Source organism: Piscibacillus sp. B03 (genome assembly GCF_052246295.1).
Classification (GTDB): domain Bacteria; phylum Bacillota; class Bacilli; order Bacillales; family Alkalibacillaceae; genus Piscibacillus.
Map to the genome: position 1 here is coordinate 119,277 of NZ_JBQQCO010000001.1, position 17,828 is coordinate 137,104.

17 protein-coding genes are annotated in these 17,828 nt (G+C 37.8%); 4 read left to right on the top strand and 13 right to left on the bottom strand.

Going from position 1 to position 17,828, the window contains the following annotated elements:
- Window positions 1-34: 34 nt before the first annotated feature.
- From ACTWQB_RS00630 to ACTWQB_RS00645, 4 genes are all read right to left on the bottom strand, one after another.
- Window positions 35-505, bottom strand: a complete 471-nt coding sequence (locus ACTWQB_RS00630) for a thioesterase family protein (protein WP_443137249.1) — start codon at window positions 503-505, stop codon at window positions 35-37.
- A 12-nt stretch (window positions 506-517) separates the two neighbouring features.
- Window positions 518-1,453, bottom strand: a complete 936-nt coding sequence (locus ACTWQB_RS00635; RefSeq protein WP_443137250.1) for an L-carnitine dehydrogenase — start codon at window positions 1,451-1,453, stop codon at window positions 518-520.
- 12 nt (window positions 1,454-1,465) lie between these two features.
- Window positions 1,466-2,341, bottom strand: a complete 876-nt coding sequence (locus tag ACTWQB_RS00640; RefSeq protein ID WP_443137251.1) for a 3-keto-5-aminohexanoate cleavage protein — start codon at window positions 2,339-2,341, stop codon at window positions 1,466-1,468.
- A gap of 216 nt (window positions 2,342-2,557) precedes the next feature.
- Complete coding sequence (locus ACTWQB_RS00645; protein WP_443137252.1) at window positions 2,558-3,133, bottom strand: TetR/AcrR family transcriptional regulator; 576 nt, start codon at window positions 3,131-3,133, stop codon at window positions 2,558-2,560.
- Between the two features lie 81 nt (window positions 3,134-3,214).
- Here ACTWQB_RS00645 and ACTWQB_RS00650 point away from each other — a divergent pair, with 81 nt between their 5' ends.
- Together ACTWQB_RS00650 and ACTWQB_RS00655 are read left to right on the top strand one after the other, a co-directional pair.
- Window positions 3,215-3,376, top strand: a complete 162-nt coding sequence (locus tag ACTWQB_RS00650) for a hypothetical protein (protein WP_443137253.1) — start codon at window positions 3,215-3,217, stop codon at window positions 3,374-3,376.
- A 661-nt stretch (window positions 3,377-4,037) separates the two neighbouring features.
- A complete protein-coding gene (locus ACTWQB_RS00655) occupies window positions 4,038-4,430 on the top strand; it encodes a hypothetical protein (protein ID WP_443137254.1) in 393 nt (130 codons plus the stop codon).
- On the opposite strand, the gene ACTWQB_RS00660 is transcribed toward ACTWQB_RS00655, so the two are convergent.
- The 9 genes from ACTWQB_RS00660 to ACTWQB_RS00700 form a co-directional block, all read right to left on the bottom strand.
- Entirely contained in the window at window positions 4,427-4,726 is a 300-nt protein-coding gene (locus tag ACTWQB_RS00660; protein WP_443137255.1) for a hypothetical protein, read from the bottom strand. The two genes, ACTWQB_RS00655 and ACTWQB_RS00660, sit on opposite strands and share 4 nt — an antisense overlap.
- Before the next feature lie 6 nt (window positions 4,727-4,732).
- Window positions 4,733-6,034 carry a DUF4139 domain-containing protein gene (locus ACTWQB_RS00665; RefSeq protein ID WP_443137256.1) on the bottom strand — a complete coding sequence of 434 codons (1,302 nt, stop codon included), beginning with the start codon at window positions 6,032-6,034 and terminating at the stop codon, window positions 4,733-4,735.
- 98 nt (window positions 6,035-6,132) lie between these two features.
- Entirely contained in the window at window positions 6,133-7,134 is a 1,002-nt protein-coding gene (gene pdxA, locus ACTWQB_RS00670; protein WP_443137257.1) for a 4-hydroxythreonine-4-phosphate dehydrogenase PdxA, read from the bottom strand.
- On the bottom strand, window positions 7,127-8,395 hold the full coding sequence (locus ACTWQB_RS00675; protein ID WP_443137258.1) for a four-carbon acid sugar kinase family protein: 1,269 nt from the start codon (window positions 8,393-8,395) through the stop codon (window positions 7,127-7,129). The genes pdxA and ACTWQB_RS00675 overlap by 8 nt, the downstream gene beginning before the upstream one ends.
- 15 nt (window positions 8,396-8,410) lie before the next feature.
- Window positions 8,411-9,400, bottom strand: a complete 990-nt coding sequence (locus ACTWQB_RS00680) for a 2-keto-3-deoxygluconate permease (RefSeq protein WP_443137259.1) — start codon at window positions 9,398-9,400, stop codon at window positions 8,411-8,413.
- 165 nt (window positions 9,401-9,565) lie between these two features.
- The gene (locus tag ACTWQB_RS00685) at window positions 9,566-11,266 is read right to left on the bottom strand and encodes a PrpR N-terminal domain-containing protein (protein ID WP_443137260.1); all 1,701 of its coding nucleotides are present in this window, start codon (window positions 11,264-11,266) and stop codon (window positions 9,566-9,568) included.
- A gap of 79 nt (window positions 11,267-11,345) precedes the next feature.
- Complete coding sequence (locus tag ACTWQB_RS00690; protein WP_443137261.1) at window positions 11,346-12,005, bottom strand: hypothetical protein; 660 nt, start codon at window positions 12,003-12,005, stop codon at window positions 11,346-11,348.
- A gap of 74 nt (window positions 12,006-12,079) precedes the next feature.
- On the bottom strand, window positions 12,080-14,971 hold the full coding sequence (locus ACTWQB_RS00695) for a DUF3427 domain-containing protein (protein ID WP_443137262.1): 2,892 nt from the start codon (window positions 14,969-14,971) through the stop codon (window positions 12,080-12,082).
- A 21-nt stretch (window positions 14,972-14,992) separates the two neighbouring features.
- Entirely contained in the window at window positions 14,993-15,403 is a 411-nt protein-coding gene (locus ACTWQB_RS00700; protein ID WP_443137263.1) for a (deoxy)nucleoside triphosphate pyrophosphohydrolase, read from the bottom strand.
- A gap of 153 nt (window positions 15,404-15,556) precedes the next feature.
- Between ACTWQB_RS00700 and ACTWQB_RS00705 the strand changes: the two genes are divergently transcribed.
- Both ACTWQB_RS00705 and ACTWQB_RS00710 read left to right on the top strand, forming a co-directional pair.
- A complete protein-coding gene (locus tag ACTWQB_RS00705; protein ID WP_443137264.1) occupies window positions 15,557-17,467 on the top strand; it encodes a 3'-5' exonuclease in 1,911 nt (636 codons plus the stop codon).
- Between the two features lie 11 nt (window positions 17,468-17,478).
- The gene (locus ACTWQB_RS00710) at window positions 17,479-17,805 is read left to right on the top strand and encodes a nucleoside triphosphate pyrophosphohydrolase (RefSeq protein WP_443137265.1); all 327 of its coding nucleotides are present in this window, start codon (window positions 17,479-17,481) and stop codon (window positions 17,803-17,805) included.
- Window positions 17,806-17,828: the final 23 nt, after the last annotated feature.

Consider the following 17,828-nt stretch of genomic DNA (forward strand, 5'->3'; position numbering starts at 1 on the left):
ACATTCTCCTTTTATGTACAAGCAAGAAGGAGAATTACTTCCTGCGAATTCCGATAACTCTCCCTGCTTGTTTCGGTTTTTCTAAATGTTCATGCTCGTCCCAAACGTTCTCTACCTTTTCTTGAATAAAAGGTAGAAATGGGGCTGGCTTGCCTTCACCTTGATCCATGCCCATGAGCATCTGTTCACTTGTTGCGACTAATTCATGTTTTGAATTTTTCATAGTGAAAAAGGCATGAAGTCGTTTCGCATCATGGTCAAGCAATTGCCATTCCACGGTTAACGGTTCACCTTGATGAACCTCCTGTAAATAACATAAATGTGTTTCTAACGTAAAAATGGTATATTCTTTTTGCTGAATCACTTCTTCAGTGATGCCGAGATACCCCATTAAGGTATCAACAGCATGACTGAATACTTCTGCGTACGCGGCGTCATTCATGTGGCCGTTATAATCGACCCACTGTTCTTTGACGCTCGCATTATATTTAAAAGGGGGCATCATGTGTTTCACCTCTTAAGGCCAATAATCTTCAACTAAATCAATAAGTTTGACTAAAAATTCATTACGCTTACGTTCAAGTTCAGCGACAGAGCGATCTTCTGCAAAGCTTTCACAACCTGTAATGACACGTTCTTTCAGTTCATCAGTTAATTCAGGCGCTTCAAGCTTCGTCCAAGGTAATTTTAACGCTGGGCCAAACTGCTCAAGCATGTGGCGCATACCTTGCTCACCACCAGCTAAGTGGAACGTCATAAACGGTCCCATTTGTGCCCATCTAAGACCCGCACCATACGTGATGGCTTTATCAACTTCTTCCGTTGTAGCAATGCCATCATTAACGAGGTGCAACGCTTCACGCCATAAAGCTTCCATTAAACGGTCCGCAATAAAGCCTTCAATCTCTTTATCTATTACCATCGGCTTCATTTGCGCTGATTCGTAAATACCGTAAGCTTGATCAATCGTCTCTTGTGTAGTTTTTACACCACCAACTATCTCAACTAACGGTAAAATATATACTGGGTTAAAAGGGTGTGCGACAACTAACTTTTCTGGGTTATCTAATGTCTCTTGAAGTACTGTTGGCTTAATACCAGAAGTACTAGATCCAATCACAGCATCTGATTTTGAATTTATATCTATATCTCTTAAAACAGATTGCTTTAACTCAACACGCTCAGGAACATTCTCTTGAATAAGGTCTGCATCTTGAACCGCTTCTTCTAACGTCGAAACGAATGTAAGACGATTCTTTGAGGCACCTTCTTTAAGCCCTAGAGCTTCAACAGAGTCCCAAGCACGCTCCACTGTATCGCGAGTTCTTTCCTCTGCTCCTTCAGCTGGGTCAAAAGCGACTACATCAAAACCATTAGCTAGAAATCGTGTAATCCAGCCGTTTCCAATGACGCCAGTTCCAATGACCGCAACTTTCTTCGATTCACTTGCCATTCGTCTGACCTCCTATTTTCTTAAGTTGTAAGCCTCTCTTGCCTCAGCAGGAGTCATCACTTCAATATTGTTACTGTGCAGCTGTTTAACTGCTTGCTCAACTAACGATTCATTCGATGCTAGGACACCTTTTTTAAGATAAATATTATCTTCTAAGCCCACTCGAACATTTCCGCCTAAAATCGCTGCCTGAGTCACCATCGGAAGCTGCATACGACCAATTCCAAATGCTGACCAATGTGCGTTTTCAGGAATACGACTCTTCATATAAGAAATCGTCTCTACATCCGCCTCAGCTCCCCAAGGTATTCCTAAACAGAACTGATACATTGGATCGCCATCAACTAGACCTTCTTTTACTAACTGATTCGCAAAACGAACATGACCTGTATCGAAGCATTCTAATTCTGGTTTAACACCACTATCTTGAACTAACTTAGCCTGCTCTCTTAACCAATCAGTAGGGCTCATGTAAATCATGTTGCCGAAGTTCGTACTACCACAATCAAGTGTGCACATCTCAGGCAGTAACTCCCCAACAGGTTCATGACGTTCAGCAGGCGTTTGAATATCCGTGCCATCGCCACCAGCAGCAGGTGTATCAAGACTTGGAATAAAATCCCCGCCACCACCAGATGTAATATTAATAATCACGTCTGTTTCCGACTCACGAATACGATCGACAATCTCACGATAATGATCAATGTTATGGCTAATCCCACCTGTCTCAGGGTCACGAGCATGAACGTGAGCAACTGTCGCACCAGCTTTTGCAGACGCAATGGCCGACTCTGCAATTTCCTTTGGTGTCACTGGAACATTTGGATTTTTCGAAACTGTATCACCAGCACCAGTTACCGCTGCTGTAAGCATCACTTTCTGACTCATGTTGAAACCTCCTAATAATTAAGTGTGAAGCAATTAATTTAACTGCACCGTACGGACGGTTTTTTAATCCGTTTGTTACTATACCATCTAGACGGTTTATGTTCAACCGCAAATCGAAAATTAATTAGACTAAACAAAAATAAAAGCATTAAAAAAGCCCGCCATTAGCGGACTTTTAAGAATCTTATTATTAAATTAAAAAACTGTATTCGTAGTCTAGTTTTGTTCTTTTTTCTTTTTCTCAGCATCTAAATAAAGGTCTTGAATCCATTCATGAAGACGTTTATAAACCGCCTTCTTCTTCTGATCATCGATATTATAAAGCTCCAACAATTCAGCTAACCAAATCCCATCTGTGGCAAGTCGAATAATCGTCGCATCTATAGGATCTAAACCGTCATTCTCAATATTCGTTTGCCACTCTTCATACGCCTGGTATAGTGGTAACATCAACTTAGGATTAACAGCCTTCGCCGCAAGCAACCCCGCATGCATATCCTTATTCGGATAGCCCTGATTAAATGTTACATTCAAAAAAGCTCTTGTCCATTTCCCACGATCTAGCGGGTCATCATCCACATTCTTCGCAATCTTACTACGATAGTTATGAGCTAGATGCTCAACCATCCCCTGAACAAGCGCTTCTTTAGAAGGAAAGTGGTACAAAAGCCCACCTTTACTAATCCCAGCCTCTTTAGCAACTGCCTCTAACGTTAAATTAAATATACCTTTCTCACTTACGATTGACGAAGCCGCCTCTAAGATTGCGACCCTTCTTGATTCCTTAGCCAATGTCATCATCCTCAGCCCAAAATAATTCTACTGCTACGTGATACTATACTATCCAGACGGTATATAATTCAATACATACACATGAAAAAAATTCAAAAAAGTATATTATGTAAGAACTACTTAAAGCATAGTCTTGCTGTAAGTGCCGTGATTATGCAGAACACCATTTCGTTTAAACTTATTGTAACAGAAATTAATCATTACTTTCGCAAATTATGTTTAAATGCCATTAACAACTATTAAAGGAAGGAATATGGGCAGTTTATTGATTGTACCAATAGCCATCTTCATCACCCTAACCTACAAATTCATCAATGCTATCCAAATAAAAGAAACGCCCAAAGCCAACAACCTAATGGCTTGGACGTTTTACCTAACTGGCGTGGTTGGATTGATCTCTGTGAATGTCGTTTTTTAACGGAACTTCTCTGGCTTATCGACTTTCATCGATGACACCTCGCCACACTGACTACAGAACGTTAACGTCATGAAGGAACTCCCCATAACTTTATTCAAGGGCGTCACCGCAGTCGTCCCATTCCCCAATCTCCCTTGGTAAAACTCATCATTCCCACATTTCTTACAAACCTCGGACATACAGTATCCCCTCTCTTGGAATTTTATCGGTCGGTTTTGCTGATTTATCGGTCGGTATTTTCATATGTGCATTTAAAAGGATACGGCCCGTTTTCGAAAACTTACGGCCTATTTCTTCGACTTTATGGCTTGTTTCATCCACATCTCAATCCAACAGACCTTCCTGCTGACTGAATTTACCTTCTGATAATGGCAATTGGTAAAATCAGCACAAGCATAAAGCTCCTCAACCTAAATTTTTCCTTTTTACAACAAAGGATTACCACATAAAATAACGAACTAATTATTAATATAGGGAGTTGAAATAATGAAATTCTCCATCATACCGAAATCAGTAATTAATAATGAGGATCAACCTTTGAAGAAATCCCTTCTACAAACGATCAATACTGTTTTTGTCATTTTGGTTCTTGTCACAAGTCTTGTAATCCTTATTTCCTTAATGTCTGGAAGCTTGATATACACCTTAATGAGTTTGTACTGGTTTGCGGGGCTTCCGATTATAGAAAGTTTTGTGGACTTTCCAACTTACATAAACTTACTGATTAATATTGGGCTAATTCTTAGCATCTTATTTTTTAGTTTTTATATTAAGAATCTAAATAGAACTCTAGGAATTGTGTTATTTAGTTTATTTGTATTTATTATTGGTCTTTGGGTTGTGATGTACTTTATAGCATTAACTAGACTAGGTGGCTAAATTGATGATAAACCAATATTAAGATAAATAAACAAAACAACAGCCGAACCAACCGCAAACGCAAAGTAGTTCTCTTTTCTAGATTCCGAGTCTTTTTTACTCATATAAAATATTATCAACAAAACAAAGTTTAATGCATTCATCAATAATGCGTAGAAAATCACATCAAGAAATAGATTTGAGTGTGGGTCCGTCAAGCTCGCACCAAGCAACAACATTAATATGAAAAAGAAATGAGCTGGCAGGCTTGCTAAATTGGTTATTAAATAAACTCGTTTAATAGGAATGGTCAGCACCTCGCTTTACTTTTGAACTTTCACAACCTCACTTGTATCCACACGATATTTAAACGTCACGACTTCTTCCACGCCAGCTGGCACATTTACATTAAATTCAATCTCATCGCTTTTCACCTTTTCATACTCATGGCTTGACTCAACCATCTCCCAGTGTCGGTGACGAATTCGATGAACAATATTCATCGGCGCAACTTCATCTTTGTTATTTTGAACCTCGTATTGATACTCATAATATTCATAAAGTCCTTGCTTATAACGGTTCATTTCAAAGCTATCACAGACGATGTCAAACGCCTTCCCTAAATTAAGCTCAATATCGGCATTCTTAGGCTGATGATCAATCTCATCCTCACCAACCAACTCTAAACTACCATCTGCATCGTCCTCATCATAAACCTTCACCTTCCCAGCAGGAAACGGCATCCCAAGGTTTTGACTCTCACTATTGTGAAATTTAAGCTTAATATCGGGGCGATCGTCATAAAACTCTAAACGATAGTAACGCGTAAAAGGTACATCAGCCGCTTCAAACATCGTGATTTGCTTCTCTTGTTGGTTCTTAACCGTTGTCTTGTGTTGTAAGGTATATAAATGAAAATCTGAAAAGCTCTTCTCCATAATTTGAGGAGATGCATCATACAACACCCCTGGCTCATCAGGTAATCGAATCAAGTCCTCTTCTTCAACCCGATTCACATCGCCTGCAATGAGCTTCAACTGGACATTTTCAAAACTCGTCCCTGACTGATTATGTAGTAAAACCCATACCGTTAAATCAAACGAATCCCCATTTAAGTGAACAACGTAATTTGCTTTCCACCTTAGACCACCAGTCGTATAAGTTACATGAACCTCATCCACATCTGTTGGTTCGACTTCCCATATCAACGACGGCTTAATGATCAGCCCATTCGGTAATTTCGGTAAAATCAAATTCTCCTCTGGCGGATTTAACACGATTTCACCCGTCTCAAGATGTTCAAGCACAAGCCCTTGGTCCGCACTAAGTAAACGGTAAAATTCCCTATGCTTCGTACTTGGATTAACCACTTGAACAAGTTCCCCAATATATTTCTTAAGCAACTTCACCTTATCAACCAAATCATGGTCATAGTTCAGCTCCTTAATTTGAAGCCCATTAACAATAATCGAATCCGTCTCAATCTTCTCCGACACATCTTCAAACCGAATCTGTTTCTCCTTGTTATAACCCTCAAACGAACGCTTGTCCTTCACCACTGCGAAGTTTTGGTTATAAACCGTTAACGCTAAATCTTTAGAATCTTGACCTTTGGAAATGAACATCCCAGCACCTCCTATTACTTTCCAATTCCATATCAGAACAAGAAATCCTCTTTTTTATAAAAAAACTTGGAGCCTTTATAAAGACTCCAAGTTTGTCATTAATTCTTTGGTGCTAATTCCACACCTTGTCTAATCGCTTCAATTAGGCTTTTTTCATCCGCGATACCTTTTCCTGCGATATCGAAAGCTGTCCCGTGATCAACACTTGTTCGAATAATCGGTAAGCCAACAGTGATATTCACACCTGCATCTAGGCCTAATACCTTAATCGGACCGTGACCTTGATCATGATACATGGCAACCACAATATCAAAATCACCTCGAACGGCACGGAAGAATAGTGTATCTGCCGGAAGTGGTCCTTGTACATCAATACCTTCAGTTAGAGCACGTTCAACTCCAGGTACTACTTTTTCTTCCTCTTCGCCATAGCCAAACAAACCATTTTCACCAGCATGTGGATTAATACCACAAACAGCAATCTTAGGTTGCTCGATGCCAGCTTTCTTTAAAGTGTCATCTGCCATTTTGACAACACTATATACACGATCTGGATTAATTTGCTTAACCGCATCAATAATACCGACGTGTGTTGTCACATGAATCACTTTTAAAGAAGGAGCTGATAACATCATGGCATAGTCTTCTGTATCCGTTAACTGGGCCAAAATTTCAGTATGGCCTGGATACTTATGACCACCTAAATGCAACGCTTCTTTATTAAGAGGAGCTGTGCATATCGCCTGAATATCTCCTTGTTTAGCCAATTCAATAGCTTTTGCTAAATATTGATATGCCGCATTACCACTCTCAGCAGAAACTTGTCCTACTGGTAAGTCTGATGGAAGTAAGTCTAAATCAATACAAGGCACTGTCCCTTTAGCAAAATGACTATCACGAACATCCTCAACCGTTTGAATCGTTAAATCTTCAGCACCTACCACTTGTTTCGCATTTTCTAAAATTTTTGCATCGCCTATGACAAGTGGTTTGCACCAGTCATATACATCTTCATTCAGTAAACTTTTAATTATTATCTCTGGGCCAACACCTGCTGCATCGCCCATCGTAATTCCAACAATCGGTTTCTGATTACTCATCACGCTGTTTCATTCCCTTCAAGAAATTCGTGACATGAACGAGTGATTGTTCATCTCCGAATCCACCTGCTTTTGTCACAATCCATGTATCAGTTCCATCTACTTGAGCTCTCCCTAATGGTATACCCGTTTCAATCTCTTTAATAAGTTCTAAAACGGACACCCCTAACTCACCACACACAGCTTTCGCTGTATCACCGCCTGTTAGAATCATGTGATTGAGTGAAAACTTCTCTATAATCTCATTTGCAATCACGGCTAATCCATGAGAAATCGAATTTCCAACCTGTTCTTTTGTAAGACCATGTTTTTCTCTATATTGATTTGTCATTTCTAGGTTTTTCTCATTTGAATCTACATATAAAATAAAATCATTTCCCGCACTTAATTGATCATAATCAAAGTTACTTAAGACGCTTCCATCCAGTAAATCTACTGGGTTAATCTCTATATTTTGTACGCTATCTAATTTCAGTAATTCGTGAAGCTGTGTTTTGGTCTTTTGTGAAAGGCTTCCCGAAACAGTTAAAACATTAGCTGCAGAGTCAAAGTTTTTATACTCCGCGACTTCTCCTTCACCATCTAGTTCAAAGTCAATATACTCAATTAAACCAGCTGAGCCAACCCAAAGAACCTTTGAATCAAATGCAGAAAAAACGCCACTAATCGTTTGCAGGTCTTCATCGGTCTCTACATCACAAACGAACCAAGAGTGACCTTGATTTAATTTACTTTGAACACTCTCAACACCATCGCTTTTAGTGAACGATGTCAAACGTTCATTCCCATAAGGTTTCAATAATTCAACAATACGACTATCTTTCACCGGGGTTTTGGGATCACGACCAAATTCAGTCTCAGCAACAGGCTCACCATCAACATAATGAATCCCACCAGACGTAACCCTTTTAAGACTAGGGTAAGCCGGAGCAATAACAATAATGTCCGGCTTCCAAGCATCTTCTAATGCTGAGATTTCAGCACCGATCTGACCTCGCAAAGTTGAATCCACTTTCTTATATAGTTGATTAATTTGATTGTCACTTAAAAAGGATACCGTTTGCTTAACCACACCATAAGCATCTTTCGAAGAAATTGCTCTGGTGTCTGTGTCTATGATGGTGACTTGAGCTTGAGTTTCTATTCGTTCTTGCGGAAGATCTACTAAAACTTGTGTAGAATAACCTTTTTTACTTAACTGAATGCCGGTGTCATTCGCACCCGTAAAATCATCCGCAATTATTCCTAGCTTTTGTTCCATAATCGTCACGCACCTTTAAGTTGTACTTTCTGTTTCTCCGTTGTTAAATTCAAATCCCTTTTTCTCTAGGCGCTTCACTAAGAAGGCGATATATAATGGTAGTAGAATCGCTGTTGTCACCGTTGATGCCGCTACTTGAACCGTTGCAATATCTGCAAGTGGAGCAAACGAAGCACTAGCTGCTGCAATCGCTGCAGGAGTTGCAACCGCATTACCCGCTGTAGAACCTTCTGAAGCCCCAACGATTGGATTCCATTTTAGAGCTTTGAATACAAAGTAACCAGCTGTACCTGTTACGAATACCGTTAGTAAGCCTAAGATTACTCCAGCTAATCCACCTTCCAGAATCGCTGCATAGTCAATTCCCATACCAAGCGCAAACGCGAAGAATGGTATTAACATTGAACTACCCTTATCTAAGAATTCACGCATTTCTTCATCTAAGTTACCTAACACCATACCTATTAAGATTGGTAATAAAACCGCGATAAATGACACGATCGAGAACATGCCATCAACGAAACCCATCGCACCGAAGATCGATAATGCAACCATCGTTAAGAATGGACCATCGTTTAAAGCTAATAAAGAATAAGCTGCACGGTCATCTTTATTACCATACTGACCTACTAATGCTACATATAGTCCACCATTACTGTTTGTCATAGCTGCAATAACCGCTACTGGCGCAAGGCCTAACCATAGACCATCACTTCCAGCAAACATATAAGCTAGTAAACCAAACACAGCACCGACTGCCCATTTGGTTCCTAATAGGACTCCACCTTTAGCTAACGAAACCCCAAAGGATCTTAAATTAATTTGCGCCCCTGTACATAATAGGAATAACGCAATCAATGTTAATGCACCATTAACGAAAAGTTCCTCAGTAAAGTTTCCGATTCTTAATAAATCCGGAAAGAATGTGTTAATTGTTGCAGCCAATAGTAATGGCACAACCATCATTCCACCTGGAATACGTTCCAATGTTGCTTTAATACGCATATATACGACCTCCAATTATCATAAAAAGTTATATTAAAACGCTTTCAAAAATTATAATAGGACATGATGTTCGAATTAGCAACACATTATCGTCAAAAAATTTTAACAAACAACAAAATTGTTGCATTATTAAACACTTCAAAACCAAAAATATGACGCAAGCTATTATTTGTTTAGCTTACGCCATAATGTTGAACGGTTAATTCCTAATCGTTTGGCAGTTTTAGATTGGTTAAAATTCTCTTCTTCTAATACCGACTGAATAATTCTAGCTTCAATCTCTTCTAATGTTCCTTCAAGAATTGGAAGCTTTCTAGGGGCTTGAGTCTTCTCCTTCAATTTTGTTTTGACAACCTTTTCATCAATCACATATCCCTTTTCTAATAAAACTAGGTTCTTTATAAAAGCCTTTAACTCACGTACGTTCTCTAGCCAGTCACCGTTTTGTAAAACCTGTATAGCCGCATCACGAATCTTGACAGGCTGGACTCCTAAAGACTGATGAAACTCAGTTACAAACAACGTTACCAATCCCTTAAAATCCTCCTGACGTTGTTTTAAAGAAGGAATATAAACTTCCACTAGTTGATCCTCTTCCAAAACTAATTCACCTAACCAATTAGGTTTAGAAGAAAATACGATTCGGATATCATCGTTTAGTGACTTATAAACAAATGTTTTCATTAACTCTAATTTCCTTGCCTTTTGTTCATAAGTCATATTCTTAAAATAAACCGTCTTTACATTCGAACTTAATACCCGACTCAAATCCTCAAAGGTACACTGTTTAAAATCAACAACCGCAATCAAATTAGACGGATTCGTTTTATAATGAATATACTCCGCAAACAAGCTCTTACCCGTGCCCGGTTCACCCGATAATACAAATAACTGATGCTGCGACACGCTTTGGTCAATCACTTTAATCGCTTCATTCATTGCATCACTTTGATGGACTAGTTTCGGCTTCTGACTCACGGTCTTCACTCGAACACCATCCAACCGATTAAACGTTGTGACATTCAAAGAAAGCGACAACACAATGAATGACTCATTATTAATCACAGAAGTCGTGGCCAGCACTTCAATTTCTTGTCCACCCTTACCTTCTACAAACGTACTGATTTCACCATGTGTTAATGCTTGTTGAGCCAAGTCATTTAATGTTTCCTCTTTAAGCGGATTCTTATCAAACGAATTCCACACTTCATGAATGATACGATACTTAGAATTCATTAAAATGAGATTTTCATCATGCTTTTTCAACCGTTCTGTTAATAATTCAATTCGAGACATATTGAACTTATAATATTTATATTGATTCTTCGCTTTGTTAAAGGCACTATAAATCGCCTCACGCCCTGACTGAATGAGAACCCCTTCCATGCCATGACGATTAGCCTCTTCTATCGTTATAACATCCCCAAGAATAACCCCGTAACCCTCTTCCTTTAAACGAGGTAGAAGCGTTTTAACATCATCAGCCTCTTCAATTGAAAACACATCAATCGGATACTCTAACAAGTCAGCAATTGACTGAGCACCTATTGTAATATTAGGAAACCCAACTAAAGCCTTCTTGTCACTAAAGTCTTTAGCCAACGTTAAAATACGAAGAATATCATATCCAGATATATGTACATCTACAACCGGCAAGGACACCGATTTGCGTATCATCTGAGCCGTTCCACCACGACTGATGATGATCTGATAACCGTCCGCTTCAGCGCGTTTCGCAATTTCAACACCATCTTGAAGGTTACCCACTTCAAGACTAATATCTAAATCTGTTAGATCAGCCTGACACTCTTCTACTAACGGCACCATCGCAGGGTAAGGCGCAATAAACTTAACCTTCACTCTCATCATATAACCCCTAACTACAACTATTCTAAGTTAAGGAAACCATAATGTGATGCAAAATGCAATTGTCAGAAGTAAGGATCTACTCCACCTTATCATTAAAATACTTCCGATCTTCCTCTAGTTGTCGTTGAATCTCTTCAGGGAGGAACTGCTCCATATAAACCTTTAACTCTTCTTTGCGCTCTAATCGAATACTTAACGGAGCTGCAAGCCACCACCAAACCATCGAGACAACAAACGAAATATAGCTAAATACTACAACCGAACGATCGTGACCAGGGTTTCCATTTAACAAATACACCAAAAACACAGCCATCATCACAAACATGATAAAAAGAGGCTTCTTCCATTTAAAAGCCGTTACAACCTGAAGCACCTTATAAGCTTTCTCACGTCGAACATGAAATAAAATCAAACAAACAAGCGTCACCACAAGAATAGACCAGATTAACCCGGTTTCTATGTAAATCCTAAATAACGGTATGATTCCATAAAAACCTAACATCATGAACATCGCATAGGCCACTAGGTCGTTGTACATCTTGACCCGATATCGGTAGACATTAATCAACAACATCATCACGATTACAACAGCTAAGCCTATCAGCATATTAACCTTCCATAATGTTAGGTTCTCAGATGGGAACATACTAGAAAATGTCCCGAATAGTAGATTCATAAACACTAACGACCAAGCACGAGTGTTTTTAATGGTAACGCGTTTATTATTATTTTTCATGGAATCATCCTATAGGTTTTATATATTTTTATTACAATATATTCTTATTCGCTTTAGGAACTAAATAAGTTGACTCACTCATCTCTAATATACTTAAACAACTTATACTCAACCGGTTCTTCTAGCAACAAATTCATATGAACAACCGGAATTTCCTTCCCGTGTTTATCCAACATACGATCTTCTACTACAGTAGATTGATCTGGTTTTGCTCTACCTAAATAATAAAAATCCTTACCTTCATCGTCATCTTTTTTGATGAATATATGGATATCGAGTCCATTCTCTTCAGCTTGTATGATCTTCTGGACTTCTTTGGATTTTAATGTTCTATTACTACGCGTGTACCATTTGAAAACTTCAGGACTAATTAATTCATCGCCATAATCGATACTAGATTCAACGTCTTCCTTATGATAGGTCACAAATATTGGACATGTTCCGTGTTTTACTTTATAGCCATATACTGTGGAGCTTTCATCTTGTTCCCAATTTAAAAGCTTACAAGCATCTTTTCTTGAGTATTTTTCATATAAAGTAAAAGGTTCATCGCAGCGGTACCCTTTTGTCTTCTCTTTTGACGTTTCTAAAATGTCCAGTACTAATTTTTTGAAGTACTCATTGTTGTTAATAGCCCTTAATATTCCGGGGTTAAGAGTAAAGGTTTTTCCGTTATATTCTATGATTGAATCTCCACCGTACTTTTTAATATCGTTACTCTTGAAAAAGGATAAGCTATATATACTTTTAACAGATTCAATTAAGTCGTCATCTGTCTGACAACCCAGCTCATAAAGTCTATTAATATAGGCACTTTTATTTATCTCACCATTTCTTATTACTAATTCAAGAAGAGCTATTTCATGAAGCCGTTTACCATTAATCAATTCTTTAGACAACATGGTTAACACTTTATATTCGTGTATGTCTATAGGTGGCAGCTCCTTTTCTTTTACCTTTAATAAAAAATCATAGTAATTATCGTATTTATCAACTATTACTTCTGGATCAATAGAGTTGTTCTTCCAAAAGTCGATTAAATAAGGAGTCTTACCCAATTTGTTCTTCAGTTGTTTAAACTCATCTTTTAATATTTTTAGTTGTGATAAATTTTCATTATTAATAGAGTCATAGATTCTTTTCTTAGCAACCTCTTCAAAGTTAATCGTTGACACACCAGTAATGTAACTTGTATCAACTGTTTTACGCCTTATATTATCCTTGTTTTGCGAACGATCCCCAGAGAGGGCAACCGGAATTAAGTAATTCTTTTTGTAATTACCAATAAAATCAATAATTGTGACAAACTCTTTAGTATCATGCTTTCTCAAGCCGCGACCTAATTGCTGAACAAAGATTATACTCGATTGAGTCTGTCTTAACATGACCACTTGGTTAATACTTGGGATATCTATACCTTCATTAAAAATATCAACCGTTAAAATGTAATCTAACTCTTCATTTTCCAGTTTTTCAACACAATCAAGTCGATATTCTTGTGAATCATCTCCCGTTAGTGCTACCGTTCTTAAACCTCTGTCATTCAATAATTCAGAAAGCTTCTTAGCTTCATCTTTTCTACTACAGAACATTAAACCTCTAACTTTCTTACCGGAATACCCATAATAGTTAACTTTATCTAGTATGTGGTCAACCCGCTCATTAGTTACAAGTTTAGCAAGCCGTGTTGTTTCATCAATTGTTTCACCATTAATTTCAAAATCCGTCACACCAAAATAATGAAATGGACAAAGCATATCCTCTTCCAAAGCTTCTTGTAACCGTATTTCATATGCAATGTTGTAATCAAATAACTCATAAATATTAAAATCATCTGTTCTCTCTGGAGTCGCTGTCATCCCCATCAAAAACTCTGGTTCAAAATAATCTATGACTTTTTGGTAAGACTTCGCACCTGCTTTGTGTACTTCATCAACCAATATATAGTCAAACGAACTCGGGTCAAGAGATGTTAAAGTTTCATCTTTAGAAATCGATTGAATCGTTGCAAATAAATATCTAGCATTAAGGTCCTTGCTTGAACCACTTAAGAATCCGTAATCCTCGTCTTTACCACCCAATATTGTTCTAAAGTCCTCTTTGGCCTTCTTTAAAATCTGCTCTCTATGAACAATAAATAGCATTCGCTTTGGCGCATATTTTCTTACATCAAAAGCAGATAAAAACGTTTTCCCAGTTCCTGTTGCTGATACGACTAATCCTTTATCATGCCCAGCATCTCTTACTGCTTGAATCTCACTTAATGCAGCAACCTGCATTTTATTTGGTTTTATTTCCATGGATTTCTCAATTGAATTAACTTGATAAGCTTCAGGCAACTCTATGACTTTATCAACATACTCTTCTTTGGACATAGGTTGATACTGCTTCTCATAACTTTCAATCCACTTATTTGTTAATGGTTGAGCAGAATTCCATATCTCCTCAAATTGGTTTTTGAAGTGATTAATCAAATCACCATTATCATAAGAAGTTAGTTTCACATTCCACTCATGGTTAACCTTCAACGCTTGAGCTGTTAAGTTTGAGCTTCCTATGATCAGTGAGTGATACGAGTCATGCTCGAATATGTACCCTTTCGCATGGAAACCTTCCACATCTGTTAGTCGCACCTCAACATTAGTAACTTTTAATAATTCTTTAAATACTTTTGGTTGATTAAAGTGTAAAAACGTAGATGTGAGGATTTTTCCATTTATACCTTTTCTTTTAAGGTCCAGCAGCAATGATTTCAGTGTTGCTAGACCACTTTCTGTTATGAAGGCAACAGAAAATATAAACGTATTACAGTTCTCTAACTCCTCATGAAACGTAGAAAGAACGCTTTCTTTACTCTTTTGATTATTTATTAATAATTGCGGTTCATATCTATTCGTACTCTTTACATTCCGATCAATAAACCCTTTTCTTAAAGAGCTTTCAATATCTTTAATCAATTCCTCCATTGCAATATCACCCTCACAAACCTAGTACTTTTCAATTATAAGTTGATCCCGTTCAATTTTCTTTATTGCTGGTATATCTGCAGGTGCCCAGTCCAATTTAGAGAGTTCCTCAGGTTTTAACCATTTAATACTTTCATGTTCTGTTAAAATTGGTTCACCACTAACAAGTTTGCAGTAGTACGTGGTTAAATGGACAATTCCAAAATCATATTCATATACCGTATGTTCAACCTTTTCTCCTATTTCTACTTCACATTTGAATTCTTCATTAATTTCACGAATCAAAGCATCTTGAGGAGACTCATTTTTTTCAATTTTACCACCTGGGAATTCCCACTTTAATGCTAGGGTCGAGTCAATCCCCCTTTGTGCGCATAAAATTTTCCCATCTTTTATAATTACTGCCCCAACCACAAATATGTCTTTTTTCATTTTTATTCCTCCGAACTTAATTAGCAGTTAATACCTTTTATTATTATAACAAAATGTGAATATTAAGATAAAACAACCATTTTTCCACTGTTTTACCGATTTCAACCCAAATTATGTTAAAATAATGTCAACTTATGTTAGAAGGTGACGTTTATGGCACAGACCGTACCAGAGGTAATTAAACGAACAGCTACAGCTGGTGAGCGTCTATTATTTCATACATTAAAAAATTACTTACCAGACGACTATCTGGTTTACTACGAACCTGAGATTCACGGCAGACGACCTGACTTTGTCATTATAGGCCCTGATCTTGGGTTAATTGTGCTTGAAGTTAAGGACTGGACGATAGGAACGATTGTCCAGGCGACGAAAGACGAATGGACTATATTTGGTAAAAATCAGCAACAAGCTTTTGAGAAAAACCCATATAAAAAAGCAGAAGAATTCACTTTCCATATTATGAATTTCTTAAAACAAGATACGAATCTTATCCAAACTGAAGGCCGCAATATGCATAAGCTAAAATTTCCTTGTGGGTATGGGGCTGTCTTTACACGTCTAAATACGACTGATATGACAAAGCATTCTTTATACAACGTGATCAGTCCACAATTCTGCCTGGCACGTAATGAAATTGACCCTGACAATGAAGATTTTTCGGAAGAAGTGTTAATTGAGAAGATTATTAATATGTTTAAAATTCCATTCAGGTTGCGTGAACCTTTGAGTAACGATGATATTAATGCCATTAGAGGCAACCTACTCCCTGAGGTTAGGATTAGTGCTGACTATCGGGAGCCTGTACCACACCAAGACCAAATTTTACTTTCAATGCACAATCTTAAAACGATGGATATTCACCAAGAGAATTACGCGAAGAATATTGGGGATAAAAATAGACTTATCCGTGGTGTCGCTGGTAGTGGTAAAACACTTATCCTCGCAACTAGGGCAGCCTTATTAGCTAGGGAAAACCCTGATTGGAATATCTTAGTTCTGTGTTACAACATTTCACTCTCAAGATACCTTCAACAGCTGATCGATATAAAAGTCCAGGAAGTGCAACAAGAAGGCAAGCAAGCATCTCTATTTGAATCAGACGAAGAACAGACATCTGAAGGTAAAATTGACGTTTATAACTTTCACTCTTTACTTAAAAACAAGCTTAGGGTTAGTGAACAACAACTACCGAATTTAATCGAAACGTTAAAGTCGAATAACCAGCTCATAGAAAAATACGATGCTGTGTTAATTGATGAAGGGCAGGACTTTAAACAAGAATGGCTTCAGCTTGTGAGTTATCTCTTGAACCCTAGTACTCAGTCCTTACTGTTAGTAGAAGACCGAGCCCAGGAGATCTATAAACGAAAACGCACTTATGTTCAAGACACCGGACTTAACTTTCAAGGACGATCTAAAATCTTGTCGATTAACTATCGTAACACTCAACAAATTGTTCGATTTGCATGGGAGTTCTATAAAAGAAATTCAACTCTTAAAGACAAGGTTGTCGAGCAAGGGTTTGAAGGCGAGATCATAGCACCAAAAACCACACCAAGAAAAGGGCCAGAGCCATTCATCTATCAAGCTAATAACTTTCAAGACGAAATGCAGAAAATATCACAAATCATTAAGAAGTTACACGAAAAAGAAAAAGTCCCTTACGACGAGATGGTCATCTTATATCGCGTAAAGAGGCTATCATCTAAGGATTATATTGGAACCATCCAACACACCTTAAAACAACAAGACATTCCACACTACTGGATCAGCGAAAATCCAGAATCTAAACGTAACTATGTCAAAAACGACCAACAAGTCAAAATCAGTACTATTGAATCCAGTAAAGGACTCGATTTCCAAGCTGTGTTCATCGTCAATGTTGATAACATGCCATTCTTTTTGGAAGAAGATGAGAACAGAGAAGCTTCACTGTTGTACATCGCAATGACCAGAGCCCATAAATACCTGTCGTTGAGTTATTCTGGCGAATCAAAGTTTACGGAGTATTTGGATGAGATAAAAGATGAGATGAAGAAGGAAAAAAGGGATAGTGTGTGAGGAGAGATTAAATGCCAATCTATAACAAACTAGTTAGAGATAAAATCCCTGAAATTATTGCAAAACAAGGGTTAAATTATGACACTCGAATTCTAAATGACCAAGAGTACGAGAAAGAACTTAAGAATAAGCTAACTGAAGAAATGAACGAATACCTTGAAAGCGAGGATAACAACTCTTCACTAGAAGAACTAGCAGATGTGTTAGAAATTATTCACTCGCTCTCTCAAATACACGGCGGATCGATTGATAAAGTTGAAGAAATCAGAAAACAAAAGGCTAAAGAGCGTGGTGGATTTAAAGATAAAATATACTTAATCGAAGTTAAAGATTCATAACCTTAAAACAATGACTCCAAAAA